13 protein-coding genes are annotated in these 11,734 nt (G+C 69.4%); 8 read left to right on the top strand and 5 right to left on the bottom strand.

What is annotated here, in order from left to right:
* Positions 1–294 precede the first annotated feature (294 nt).
* The 4 genes from ACFHYQ_RS19095 to ACFHYQ_RS19110 all read left to right on the top strand — a co-directional run bounded on the left by ACFHYQ_RS19095 (position 295) and on the right by ACFHYQ_RS19110 (position 3,275).
* Positions 295–471, top strand: a complete 177-nt coding sequence (locus ACFHYQ_RS19095; RefSeq protein WP_204016886.1) for a hypothetical protein — start codon at positions 295–297, stop codon at positions 469–471.
* A complete protein-coding gene (locus tag ACFHYQ_RS19100) occupies positions 468–998 on the top strand; it encodes a PH domain-containing protein (RefSeq protein ID WP_394302516.1) in 531 nt (176 codons plus the stop codon). The genes ACFHYQ_RS19095 and ACFHYQ_RS19100 overlap by 4 nt, the downstream gene beginning before the upstream one ends.
* Positions 999–1,135: 137 nt before the next feature.
* On the top strand, positions 1,136–2,461 hold the full coding sequence (locus ACFHYQ_RS19105; protein ID WP_394302517.1) for a helix-turn-helix domain-containing protein: 1,326 nt from the start codon (positions 1,136–1,138) through the stop codon (positions 2,459–2,461).
* Between the two features lie 100 nt (positions 2,462–2,561).
* Positions 2,562–3,275: a FadR/GntR family transcriptional regulator gene (locus ACFHYQ_RS19110; RefSeq protein WP_394302518.1), complete on the top strand. Its 714-nt coding sequence runs from the start codon at positions 2,562–2,564 to the stop codon at positions 3,273–3,275.
* Between the two features lie 53 nt (positions 3,276–3,328).
* Here ACFHYQ_RS19110 and dnaN read toward each other — a convergent pair whose 3' ends face one another.
* The 3 genes from dnaN to ACFHYQ_RS19125 all read right to left on the bottom strand — a co-directional run bounded on the left by dnaN (position 3,329) and on the right by ACFHYQ_RS19125 (position 6,700).
* Positions 3,329–4,420 carry a DNA polymerase III subunit beta gene (gene dnaN, locus ACFHYQ_RS19115; protein WP_394302519.1) on the bottom strand — a complete coding sequence of 364 codons (1,092 nt, stop codon included), beginning with the start codon at positions 4,418–4,420 and terminating at the stop codon, positions 3,329–3,331.
* Between the two features lie 115 nt (positions 4,421–4,535).
* Positions 4,536–5,183: a response regulator transcription factor gene (locus tag ACFHYQ_RS19120; protein WP_394302520.1), complete on the bottom strand. Its 648-nt coding sequence runs from the start codon at positions 5,181–5,183 to the stop codon at positions 4,536–4,538.
* Positions 5,174–6,700, bottom strand: a complete 1,527-nt coding sequence (locus ACFHYQ_RS19125) for a sensor histidine kinase (protein ID WP_394302521.1) — start codon at positions 6,698–6,700, stop codon at positions 5,174–5,176. Before ACFHYQ_RS19125 ends, ACFHYQ_RS19120 begins: the two co-directional genes overlap by 10 nt.
* Before the next feature lie 150 nt (positions 6,701–6,850).
* On the opposite strand from ACFHYQ_RS19125, the gene ACFHYQ_RS19130 reads away from it, so the two are divergent.
* The 3 genes from ACFHYQ_RS19130 (at position 6,851) to ACFHYQ_RS19140 (ending at position 9,476) form a co-directional block, all read left to right on the top strand.
* On the top strand, positions 6,851–7,807 hold the full coding sequence (locus ACFHYQ_RS19130; protein ID WP_394302522.1) for an ABC transporter ATP-binding protein: 957 nt from the start codon (positions 6,851–6,853) through the stop codon (positions 7,805–7,807).
* 12 nt (positions 7,808–7,819) lie between these two features.
* Complete coding sequence (locus ACFHYQ_RS19135) at positions 7,820–8,575, top strand: ABC transporter permease (protein ID WP_394302523.1); 756 nt, start codon at positions 7,820–7,822, stop codon at positions 8,573–8,575.
* A gap of 91 nt (positions 8,576–8,666) precedes the next feature.
* Positions 8,667–9,476, top strand: a complete 810-nt coding sequence (locus ACFHYQ_RS19140) for a helix-turn-helix domain-containing protein (protein ID WP_394302524.1) — start codon at positions 8,667–8,669, stop codon at positions 9,474–9,476.
* 46 nt (positions 9,477–9,522) lie between these two features.
* Here the strand turns inward: ACFHYQ_RS19140 and ACFHYQ_RS19145 are convergent, their stop codons facing one another.
* Positions 9,523–10,362 (bottom strand): CPBP family intramembrane glutamic endopeptidase, encoded by an 840-nt coding sequence (locus ACFHYQ_RS19145; protein WP_394302525.1) that lies wholly within the window; start codon positions 10,360–10,362, stop codon positions 9,523–9,525.
* A 135-nt stretch (positions 10,363–10,497) separates the two neighbouring features.
* Positions 10,498–11,175, bottom strand: a complete 678-nt coding sequence (locus ACFHYQ_RS19150) for a response regulator (protein WP_394302526.1) — start codon at positions 11,173–11,175, stop codon at positions 10,498–10,500.
* A gap of 38 nt (positions 11,176–11,213) precedes the next feature.
* Here ACFHYQ_RS19150 and ACFHYQ_RS19155 point away from each other — a divergent pair, with 38 nt between their 5' ends.
* Positions 11,214–11,681: a hypothetical protein gene (locus ACFHYQ_RS19155; protein ID WP_394302527.1), complete on the top strand. Its 468-nt coding sequence runs from the start codon at positions 11,214–11,216 to the stop codon at positions 11,679–11,681.
* Positions 11,682–11,734: the final 53 nt, after the last annotated feature.

Consider the following 11,734-nt stretch of genomic DNA (forward strand, 5'->3'; position numbering starts at 1 on the left):
ATCTGACCGGCTCGGCCTGATCTACCGCTCAGGCCACATTCCCCTGTCCTCTCGGTGAGAACCCTCTGGTGGTGAATCCCCCGGTCACGTCATGCGCGACTCGGTTACACTACGCGCTTATATGGGTACGTAGAGTTATGAAGACGTCTCTTCGTGTTCACGTGACGAACGCCAGGCGGTGTGAAGGCCGGTGCGGTCCGCGGGAAACGGGACGACGGCAACGGTTGATCATGGCTCGATGTTCGGCGGCTTCAACCGCTTTACCGAACCGGGCGACTGGGTAATGTATAGGTCATGGGAGTGGTGACGGCGGTGCAAGCCAAGAAGGTCCTCAAGTGGGGGGCCATCATCCTGGTGGCTTTCTACCTGTTGACAAGGCCGACTGACGCGGCCCGGACGGTCCACGGAGCGCTCAACGGCATGGTGAGCGCGGCCAACTCGATGGCTCAGTTCTTCGCCACCCTGACATGAGACTTGTGACCCACGGGGATTCCGCCCCGTCGTCGGTCAACCGTTACCTCCTCCCCCACGAGCAACAAGTCATCATGGTCAGGCGCCACCCCGCCGTCCTGCTCAGACCGGTCGCCGAGATCTTCGGTGGGCTGATCCTCGCGGGTCTGCTCAGCAAATGGCTGAGCGACAGCGGCGCGGGCCAGGCCCTCGTCCTGATCTGGTGGGCCTGGCTGCTACTCCTCATCCGGTTCGTGTGGAAGGTCGCCGAGTGGTCGGTCGACTACTTCGTCGTAACCTCCGCGCGCATGCTCCTCACCACCGGACTGATCACGCGCAAGGTCGCGATGATGCCCCTGGCCAAGGTCACCGACATGAGCTTCAAACGCTCACTCCTCGGCCGCATGCTCGGCTACGGCGAGTTCGTCATGGAGTCGGCCGGCCAGGATCAGGCGCTGAGCACCGTGACCTACATCCCCTACCCCGAGACCCTGTACCTAGAAGTCTGCCAAATGATCTTCCCCAGCAAGGACTCGGACGACGACTGACCCATCCCTCCATCCAACCCTTCACGACAACCGTGATCGAACCTTCACCGGGTGATTCTTGGTGGAGGGTTACACGATTCGGCGGCTTCATGCCATTATGGCCCCATCATTGACCATCCCCCGCCCTGAGAGATCAGATGCCGAGTCAGGGAACCATCGGTGACCGCGTCCGTGGATTGCGGTTGAGCAGGCGCATGTCCCAGGCCCAATTGGCCGGGCCCGACCTGTCGGACAGTTACGTCTCACTCATCGAGTCCGGAAAGCGGACGCCCACTCCAGTCGTTGCGCGCCTCCTCGCCGAGCGGCTCGGTTGCACCACTGAGTTCCTGCTTCACGGGATAGAGCCTCGCCAGCGCATCGACACCGAGCTCGGCCTCCGACACGCCGAGCTCGAGCTTTATCACGGCGACCCCGCCGCCGCCGCCGACCGATTCGGCGACATAGTGAAGGCGGCGGGCGAGGACAACGCCATGCTGGCCGCGCACGCGCGTGTCGGCGTGGCCCGCGCGCTGGAGGCGCAGGGGCGCACCGGACGGGCGGTTGAGGCCTACGAACGGCTCCGCCGGGAGGCGGCCGCACACCCCGAGCGCCTCGCCGACCTTCCTCTGGTGGTCTCGCTGTGCCGGTGCTACCAGCGGGCCGGCGACCGGCTGCGAGCTCGGGATCTCGGTGCCCACTCCCTCGCTCAGGCCGACCGGCTCGGCATCGCCGAGGGCGAGTTGGCCATGGAGCTGGCACTCGCGCTCGTGGAGACCGAGAGCGGCCTGCCCTACGTCGAGCGCGTACTCGCGGCGACACAGGTGACCAAGGCCGTCGATCAGACTTCCGAGGTGCTCGCCCTGTGGCAGGCCAGCGTGGCCGCCGCCGAGGGAGAGGACTCCGCGCTGGCCGTCCGCCTCGCGGAGGACGCCCTGTCGGCGGGTAGGAACGCTCGGATCGCGGTGCGCCGCGCACGGATCGCGATGCGCTGGGCGTGGATCGCCGTCGACACCGGGGACGCGGATTTGGACCGAGCCAACGAGCTCGCCGCCTCCGCGACAGGTGTCTTCTCCGCTTTTCCCGGGGAGAAGGCCGAGCATGCCCGCAGTCTCATCGTGCTGAGTCATGTGCGTTTTCGCGGTGGCGACACGGAATCCGCGGTGGATCTCGCCGAGCAGGCACTGGATCTGCTGGTCGCCATCCGCGGGACGACGGCCGCCACCGCGCATCTGGTGCTCGCCGAAGTCGCATTGGCACGCTCCCGCGACGCGGCTCCGGCGCTGCGGTGCGCCCAGGACCTGCTCGGCAGCGACACGGCGCTCCCCGGCATGGAAACCGCCCGGGCCTGGCGCAGGCTCGGTGACCTGTGGGGACAGGCCGGTGAGGTCGATCAGCAGGCCGGGGCATATCGTAGGGCCCTGGAAGCCGTGGGAATCCGCGTGCACATACCGGGCTCCACCTCTTCGGCCATGCTGATCCGATAAGCCTCCTGGGAGCCCCCGGCGATGGTCTGGAGGCTCTGGAATAATTAGGGTTGACCGGTCATTCAATCATCGGATGACCGGCACCCGAAGGAGGCTGAGTGTGAGTCTGCGGACGGCGCAGCGGGCGTCTCTGGTGGACCAGGTGATCGACCAGCTCAAGGAGCAGATCACCTCCGGTTCCTGGCAGATGCATGCCAAGATCCCCACTGAGACGGTTCTCGCCGAGCAGCTCGGAGTCGGTCGCAACACCGTGCGCGAGGCGGTGCGAGCGCTGACCCATGCGGGACTTCTGGAGTGCCGCCAGGGAGACGGGACCTATGTCCGGGCCACGAGCGAGCTGTCAGGTGCCATGGCCCGACGACTGCGAGCGGCTGAGCAGTTGGAGATCCTCGAAGTTCGGCGCGCGCTCGAAGTCGAGGCGGCCCGCCTTGCGGCTACCCGGCGCACCACCGAGGACGTGGCCGCCATCGAGGCGGCGCTGAGCGAGCGCGAAAAGGCATGGGCGAACGGCGACCCCGAGAAGTTCGTCGAGGCGGACCTGGCCTTCCATGTGACGGTCGTGGAGGCGACGCACAACAACGTACTGATTGATCTCTACACCGACTTCTCGGCGGCGCTGCGGGCGAGCATCGCGGCGGCGGGCGGTTCCTTGGAGCAGAACTACATCCCCCACGACGCCATCGTGCGGGCCATCGTCGCAGGAGATGCCACGGCAGCGGAGCGGGCTGGCCACGCGTGCATGGAGCACATCCTGATCGCGCTGACCGACACGCAGAACCTGACCGATTCGCAGAACGTGACGGCCTCGGCCTGAGCGACGCCGCGAGGCGCCATCTGGGCGACCGCAGCGCTAAGCGACCGCAGCCTTCAGGCGAGGCGGAGGGACATGACTAAGTAGCGGAAACCGGAGTCGCCCGCCTCGCTCGTGATCAGGGCGGGGCGGGTCGGTGAGTCCATGTGGAGGCGCACACACTCGGTCTCGACTCCGTTGAGGCCGTCGAGCAGGTAGTGCGGCTGGAACGCGATCTGGATGTCGTCTCCTGTCAGATCCGCTTCGATGATCTCGGTTCCCCGGCCGATCTCCCCGCCGCCGGCCTGGATCTGCACCTGGCCCTGGGAGAAGGAGAGCCGTACGGCCGTGTTGCGCTCCGCGACCAGAGCCACCCGCTTGACGGCCTCGGCGAAGGGGGCGACGGCCAGGTCGGCGTGGATCGCCCATTGCTGGGAGAGCCGCGATCGGTAGTCGATGAACTGGTCGTCGAGCAGCCTCACCGTGGTGGTGCGGCCCTGGCTCACGAAACCCGCGACGTTGTCGCTCAGCCCGATCGAAACCTCACCGCCGCGCAGTGCACGTGCCACCTCGACCAGGACCCTTGCGGGCACCACCACGCCGTGTCGTTCGTCCTGCCGCTCGGGGTGCCACAGGAAGTCCTCGGCCGCGATCCGATAACGGTCGGTGGCGGCCATCGTGACCCGCACGCCGTCGATGTCGACCCGGATGCCGGTGAGCATCGGCAGCGTCTCGTCCCGGCTCGCGGCGGCGGCGACGTGGCCGACCGCGCTCGCGAAGGCGCTCCCACCCACCGCGCCGATCTTCGGCGGCATGGCGGGCGGCTTCGGGAAGTCCTCGTCCGGCAGCGTGAGCAGACTGTATTCCAGGCTGCCGCAGCGCAGCACGGCCTCCGCACCGCTCCTGGCGATCTCGACGGGGCGGTCCGGGAGGCTTCTGGTGATCTCGGCCAGGACCCGGCCCGGGATCAGGACCCGCCCCGGCTCGGCGACATCGGCCTCGATCTGCGCGCGAGCGGACACGTCATAGTCGAAGGCCGAGACGTACAGGCCCTCGCCCGCCTCGAGCAGCAGTCCCGACAGCACGGGGATGGCGGGCCTGCCCGGCAGCACGCGGGCGGTCCAGGTCACGGCCTCGGCGAGCACACTGCTGTTCACCTGGAATTTCACCTTGGCCTCCTGCTCTCCCGGTCCGCGTCTCGTTGCAAAGGTAGCCCGTCGGACCGACAGAAAAGACCGGGCTCGCAAGACCGGCTTGAGAGAACCGCGCCGCCCGGCCTGAGCACTACCGGCTGTTGAGGAACGCCAGCACGGCGAGGACGCGGCGGTTGTCGTCGTCCGAGGGGGCCAGGCCGAGCTTGGCGAAGATGCCGGCCGTGTGCTTGCCGACCGCGCTCTCACTCAGATAGAGCCGCTGCCCGATCGCCACGTTGGATCTCCCCTCGGCCATGAGTTCCAGCACGTCACGCTCGCGCGACGTCAGCCCGCTCAGCCGTTCGTCTCGGGCGTTGCCGGCCAGCAGCTTCGCGATGACCTCCGGATCCATGGCCGTGCCCCCGGCGGCCACGCGGCGCACCGCGTCGACGAACTGCTCGCCGTTGAACACGCGGTCCTTGAGCAGGTAGCCGATCCCGCCCGAGCCGTCGGCCAGCAACTCCCTGGCGTAGAGCTGCTCGACATGCTGGGACAGCACGAGGACCGGCAGCCCCGGGACCTGCTTTCTCGCCGCCAGCGCCGCCTGCAGGCCCTCGTCGGTGAAAGTCGGCGGGAGCCGTACGTCGACGACGGCCACATCGGGACGCTCCCTGATAAGGGCGGCGTGCAGTTCGGGACCGGACTCGACGGCCGCGACCACGTCGAAGCCGTACGCGCCGAGCAGATGGACCAGGCCCTCCCGCAGGAGATGAAGGTCTTCGGCGAGGACTACCCGCACGCCCCCTCCTCGGCTCGCTTCTGCCGCGCGGTGACAACCGCGGCGACCGTGAACATGGCACCTCCCAGAGCGATCATGCCAGCGATCACCGGCCATTGGAACGGCTCAGGGAGATGAAGCGCGAGGAACCACGACTTTCCCTTTTCAGGGTTTCCGGTGAGCTTGATGACCATCGGGACGACCCCCTGCGGGAAGATGGGAATCCAGCACAGTGTCCAACACAGGGCCATGGTCACGCTCTTCCACGCGGGAACCGGCGTGAGCGTCGCGCCCAGCGCGCGGGGCAGCTCCAGAACAGCCGTGGTCGGACCGCCGACCGGGCTGTTCACCACGAGCACGCCGTCGAACGCCGCGACCCTGCGTTCGATGCCGTTAAGGCCCGTGCCGCGCGCCGGATCCGCCCCGCCGTGCCCGTTGTCGCTGACACTGATCCGCAGGTTGCCGCCGCGGTGGCTGATGTCGATCCACGCCTCGGTGGCGTCGCCGTGCCGTACGGCATTGGCGAGCAACTCACTGATCGCGAAGTAGGCCGCGGACTCGACTGGGGCCTGGGGGCGCCTGGGCAGTTCGACGGTCACGTGCGCGCGCAGCGGGCTGTCCAGGGCGAGCGCGCGCACCGCGTCGCCGAGGCCGCGCTCGGCCAGGACCGGCGGGTGGATGCCGCGCACGACCTGGCGCAACTCGTGCAGCGCGGTCGCCGAAGCCTCCCTGGCCTTGGCGAGCAGCGCCTTGGCCGCGTTCGGGTCGGAGACGACGAGCTGCTCGGCCGCGCCGATCGTCATGCCGATGGCGACCAGTCGCGCCTGGGCCCCGTCGTGCAGATCACGCTCGATCCGCCGCAGCTCGGCGGCCTGCGAGTCCACCACCTCGACCCGTGTCCTGGCGAGGTGATCCACCCGCCGCGCGAGCCTCGCCTTCTCGGTCGGAGCCAGCAGGGCGTGCGCGCGGCGTCCGTGGACGCGCACGCCCCACGGGGCCACCCAGGGTGCGGTGACCAGGGCGAGCAGAGCGAGCACGGGCCAGAGCAGGCCGGTGCCCGCCGCGAGCTGCACCGCGCCCAATGCGACGATCAGCGCGGGAGCCGCGGCCGCCAGGCCGCCGGACCACACATCGCTCAGCAGGTACGCGAAATCGCGCCAGGTGGCCGGGTCCTTCAGCACCCAGTTCAGCCGCCGGTTGAACGCCGGCATTATCGGCGTCTTGTAGAGGTTCCGCCCCTCGCGGTACCACCCGTCCGGGTACGGCACCGGCGGGAGTGGCGCCGGGCGGTACGGCTCTTCGATCTCGACCCCCGACCACGCGCGGGCCAGCCGCCGGTTCAGCCCGGTCATCGCGCGCGTGAGCCGTACGGCCGGCGGAAACAGGAAGACCATCCCCAGGCCGAAGCTGAGCAGTACGGCCCCCAGCATCACGACGGCGACGACCTGCCCGAGCACGGCCACACCGAAAAGAGCGACGCCCCTGGCCACTGCCGTGAGCGTCCTGCTGCCTGCCGTTCTCATCCGGTTGAGATCCATCTGCCCACCTCTCCTGTCACCGCCAGTGTGGGCCAGGACGAGATCGTCGCGCAGTGACCCTGAACGCCGGAAAGGGGTGGGGATAACTACACCCCGGCCGGGTTCCCAGCCGCATTCCCGCGAAGCCGCCAGACTCCTACCGTCGTCCACATGGCGATCATTACTGTGGACAACCTTCGCAAGACGTACGGCACCCGGGTGGCGGTCGAAGACGTCTCGTTCTCCGTCGAGGAGGGTGAGATCTTCGGCATCGTCGGCCGCAACGGAGCCGGCAAGACCACAACCGTCGAATGCGTGACCGGCCTGCGCACCCCGACATCGGGGACCATCCGCGTGGAAGCCGACCTGAAGCAACAGGTCGGGGTGCAACTACAGGACTGCTCGCTGCCCGACAAGATCCGGGTCGGCGAAGCGCTCAGCCTCTACGCCTCGTTCTACTCCCAGCCCGCCGACTGGCGAGCACTGCTCGAGGAGACCGGCCTCGATCCGCGTACGCCTTTCGCGAAGCTGTCCGGCGGGCAGCGTCAGCGGCTGTCGATCGCGCTCGCGCTGGTCGGCGACCCGAAGATCGCCATCCTCGACGAGCTCACCACCGGTCTCGATCCACAGGCGCGGCGGGACACCTGGGAGCTGATCGAGCGCATTCGCGACCGCGGCGTGACCGTGATCCTGGTCACGCACTTCATGGAGGAGGTCGAGCGGCTGTGCGACCGCGTCGCGATCATCTCGGCGGGGCGCATCCTCGTGGTGGACACCCCGGAGGGACTCATCGCCCGGGCGGGCGGCGAGCATCGCCTCACGTTCCGTACCCGCGAGCCGGTCGACGGCCTGCCGGCGCTCCCGGAGGTGTCGTCCGTGACGACGAACACCGACGGCATCCCAGCACAACCGCGGCGGAGGGGTCGGGCCGCGGCAGCCGATGACGCCGTCGAGGTCGTGGTCATCGGCACCGGTGACCTGCTCCCCGCCGTGATGTCCGCACTGCCGGCTTCCCTGATGTCCGACCTCCGCGTCGAGCGGACCACGCTCGACGACGCGTTTCTCGCCCTCACCGGCGAACCCGTCGACCAGCCCGCCGACCAGCCCACCGACCAGCCCGCCGCATAGGAGATACAAGACATGGTGACCATCCCCGCTACAGCCCGGCTCGCGGCTGTGGAAACGAAGCTCTTCCTCCGCGAGCCCGCCGCGGTCTTCTCCACAGTCATACTCCCCTTGGCGCTGTTGCTGGCTCTGGGCAGCTCGATCCCCGACTTCCGCAAGCCGGACCCCGCGCTCGGCGGGCAGCGCCCCGTGGACGCGCAGTTCCCCGGCATGATGGTCCTCCTGTCGGTCATGCTGCTCGCGCTCAGCGCGCTGCCGACGGCCCTGGTCATGTATCGGGAGCGGGGCGTACTCCGCCGGATGTCCACCACGCCCGTACGGCCGAGCTCGCTGCTGGCGGCCCAGCTCGTGATCAACGTGGGTGTGTCGGTCGTCGCGACGGCCCTGACCCTCAGCCTGGGTCACCTGGTCCTCGACACTCCGGCTCCGCGCGCGTTCTGGACGTTCGCCGGGGTCTTCGTGCTCGGCTCAACGGCGCTGTTCGCCGTCGGCCTGTGCCTCGCCGCGGTGGCGCCGAACTCCCGGGTCGTCCAGGGCGCGGGCGCGGCCGTGCTGTTCCCGCTGCTCTTCCTCGGCGGCATGTGGCTGCCGCGGCAAATGATGCCCGAGGTCCTCCGCCGGATCAGCGACTTCACCCCGGCCGGCGCCTTCGGCCAGGGGCTCACGGACGCACTCGCCGGTCATGCCCCCCAGCTGCTCCATCTCGCCGTACTCGCCGGATGGGCGGTGGTGGCCGGTCTCGCGGCGGCACGGCTGTTCCGCTGGCAGTGACCGGCACCGGCCCGGGCTCGCCGCCGGGTGGCGGAGATGTTTACCCGCGAGGTAATCGTCCCGCCCCGGTCCCCCGGCTAGCGTCGGGACCGTGACAGCAGCCCAGATCTATCAGCGGCCGTTCGGCGAACTGCTCCGCCACTGGCGCGAGCACCGGAGACTCAGCCAGCTCGAGCTCTCGATCCAGGCCGAGATATCCACCCGCCACCTCAGCTTCCTGGAAACCGGCCGGGCCCGGCCGAGCCGTGACATGGTCCTCCACATCTCCGAGCACCTCGAGATCCCGCTGCGCGAGCGGAACCACCTGCTGCTGAGCGCCGGCTACGCCCCGGCCTACACGGAGTCCCCGCTCGACTCCCCGCAGATGACGGCGGTCTGCGAGACGATCCGGCGGCTGCTGTCCGCGCATGAGCCCTACCCCGCGGTGGTCGTGGACCGGGGCTGGAACCTCGTCGACGCCAACGCGGCCATCGGCCTGATCGCCGAGGATGTCGACCCCGACCTGCTCACGAACGTGCTGCGGGCGAGCCTTCACCCGGAGGGACTCGCCCCCCGCATCGTCAACCTCGGCGAGTGGCGCGCTCACCTGCTCGGCCGGCTCAGGCGGCAGATCTCACTCACCGGCGACGCCGAACTCGGCGAATTGTACGCGGAACTTCACGGCTACCCCTGCGACCAGCCGGAGCCGGAGATCGAGCTGCCCGGGCCCGGCGACATCATGGTCCCCCTGCGGCTCAAGCACTCCTCGGGCCGGGAACTGTCGTTCTTCAGCATCGTGGCGACCTTCGGCACCCCGCTCGACATCACGGTCGCCGAGCTCGCCATCGAGTCGTTCTACCCCGCAGACCCCGGCACCGCCGATTTCCTCCGCGATGCCGTCCCTGACCGGACGGTCTCCTGACCGGGGGATTTCCTGGCGGCGCGAGGGGCAGCGGCGATGGGCCGGATCAGCGCCGGTAGAGATCGCCGCGGGTGGCCGCGCACACCACGGCGGCGAGTACGGCCGAGGCGGCGGCCGCCGTCCACAGCGGAGTGTGGTCCGGGCCGACGACACCGGCGTAGCTGTAGGTGGCGTTGAAGGCGGCGTGAAACAGCGCGGCGATGAGCACGCTGCCCCTGGCCGCATTGAACAGCGCACCGATGAGGACAGTGGTGCTCGTGGTCAACAGCAGGAAGCCGGCGAACGGCAGGCCGTTGTCGCTCTCGCCGGGCACGTGCAGCAGCGGGTAGTGCCACCCGGACCAGACGACGCCGAGGAGCAGGTTCGCCCACACAGGGCGCATGCGGGTCTGTAGCCGGGGCAGCAGCAGCCCGCGCCAGCCGGCCTCCTCGGTCAGCAGGTACAGGCCGATGCCGTACCCGAGGTAGGCCAGTGCCGCCGGCGGACTCATCATGACGCCGAGCTGCGGGTGGTGGCCGGCGGCCGCGGCGAGCGCCACGGCAACCGCCGCGACGCCGATGGGGGTGACCAGCGCGAGCAGGTAGGTGGCCGGCGATACCCGCCAGGCGATGAGCCGACGGCCGAGGTCGCGCAGGGCCGGGCGACCGCCGAGCAGCACGGTGACCAGGGCGATCGACGGGGTGAGCACCCACAACGCGATGCCCTGTGGCAGACGCCAGCCGATGAGGTCGTGTGCCTGGGCGATGGCCGACCCCCAGACCAGCCACGGCAGCGCGAACATCGCGACGCCGATGGCGAGCAGGTGCCGGATGCCGGCGGTACGGGCAACCACGGGATCGGCTGCGGGTGAGGGGATGCCGGCGGAGGGTGTGAGCGCGGTTGACATGGTGGTCGCCTTCCAGTCCTGATATCCCCCGAGCGGAGCGGTAACCACTGTGCACGTCGACGCGGCGGCGGTCATCGGGTGGCGGATGGATCGCCGAGCGTCGTGGTCTCCACCCTGAGGTGGAGACCACGACGGTCAGTCCATCCCGGCCCGGCCGGTCCGGAAGGCGTACGCGACGAGCGCCGCGCGGTCGCGGCAGCCGGTCTTGGCCAGCAGGTGGTTGACGTGGGTCTTGACGGTGGCCTCGGAGACGAACAGACGCTGCGCGATCTCGGCGTTGGACAGGCCCTGCGCGATCTCGGTGAGCACCTCGGTCTCGCGGGCCGTCAGACCGTCGTCGGGCGGCGCCGGTGGCCCGCCCACGCCCACGGGTGTCCTGTGCGCGAGCGTCTCCAGCAGCCGCCGCTGTACCGAGGGGTCGAGCTGGGCCTCGCCGGAGGCGACCGCGACGATCGCGTCGCGGATCTGCTCCGCACCGGCGTCCTTGGTGATGAACCCCCGGGCGCCGGCCTGCAGAGCGCCGAACACCCAGGTGTCATCGGCGTACGTGGTGAGCACGACGACGCGGGTGCGACTGCCGGCCGCCACCAGCTGCCGGGTCGCCTCTATCCCGTCGACATTCGGCATGCTGAGGTCCATGAGCACGACGTCGGGCTCGGCGGCGCCGGCCTGGCGCACCGCGTCGGCCCCGTCCCCGGCGGTGCCGACGACCTCGATGCCGTCGAGCAGGCCCAGCATCATCGCGAGCCCGTCACGGACCACTTTCTGATCGTCGGCGATCAGAACTCTGATGCGATCGGGTACGGCGATCACCGGCTCATCTCCTGTGGTAGGCGGGTGGGCATGACGAGGTGGACACGCCAACCATCGGGCGTGGAGCCGGCGTCGAGGTGCCCTCCGGCCAGTTCGGCGCGTTCGGCGAGGCCGGTCAGCCCGAAACCGCCCGACGGCAAATGCGGACCATGCCGGCCGAGCAGTGGACCTCAACCGCCGACGTCACACTGCTGGCGGTCGGCCTGGCCGCCTCCGCCGCGCTGGGCGTCTGGCGTGGGCGGACCATCGCGGTCTGGCAGGAGGCCGACGGCACCTGGTGGCGGCAGGGCTCTCGTACGACGCTGATGCTCTGGGGCGTTCTGCTGGTCGTGCGCGTCATCCTCGTCGGCGTCGACCACCTCGTCGGGCATCCGGACGCTTCCAACGTGGGCGCGATGCTCTGCACGCTGGCGGTCAGCTTCGCGGCGCAGAACGCCATCGTCGGCCTGAGGATGACGGGCTCCGGCACTCGTCCCGCCCCGGCCCTCGGGTCCGACAGCCGGTGACTTCGTTGTTCCGCACCTCACGGAGGCCCTGTCGGACCAGAAGCTCGGACGGT

This window comes from Sphaerimonospora cavernae (assembly GCF_042435035.1).
Taxonomy (GTDB): Bacteria; Actinomycetota; Actinomycetes; order Streptosporangiales; family Streptosporangiaceae; genus Sphaerimonospora; species Sphaerimonospora cavernae.

Bases quoted from the DNA above. Each gene is read 5' to 3' on its own strand.
- ACFHYQ_RS19130 (WP_394302522.1), top strand. From the start codon at position 6,851: ATGGCGATCATTACTGTGGACAACCTTCGCAAGACGTACGGCACCCGG.
- ACFHYQ_RS19095 (WP_204016886.1), top strand. From the start codon at position 295: ATGGGAGTGGTGACGGCGGTGCAAGCCAAGAAGGTCCTCAAGTGGGGG.
- ACFHYQ_RS19105 (WP_394302517.1), top strand. From the start codon at position 1,136: ATGCCGAGTCAGGGAACCATCGGTGACCGCGTCCGTGGATTGCGGTTG.
- ACFHYQ_RS19100 (WP_394302516.1), top strand. From the start codon at position 468: ATGAGACTTGTGACCCACGGGGATTCCGCCCCGTCGTCGGTCAACCGT.
- ACFHYQ_RS19145 (WP_394302525.1), bottom strand. From the start codon at position 10,362: ATGTCAACCGCGCTCACACCCTCCGCCGGCATCCCCTCACCCGCAGCC.
- ACFHYQ_RS19125 (WP_394302521.1), bottom strand. From the start codon at position 6,700: ATGGATCTCAACCGGATGAGAACGGCAGGCAGCAGGACGCTCACGGCA.
- ACFHYQ_RS19135 (WP_394302523.1), top strand. From the start codon at position 7,820: ATGGTGACCATCCCCGCTACAGCCCGGCTCGCGGCTGTGGAAACGAAG.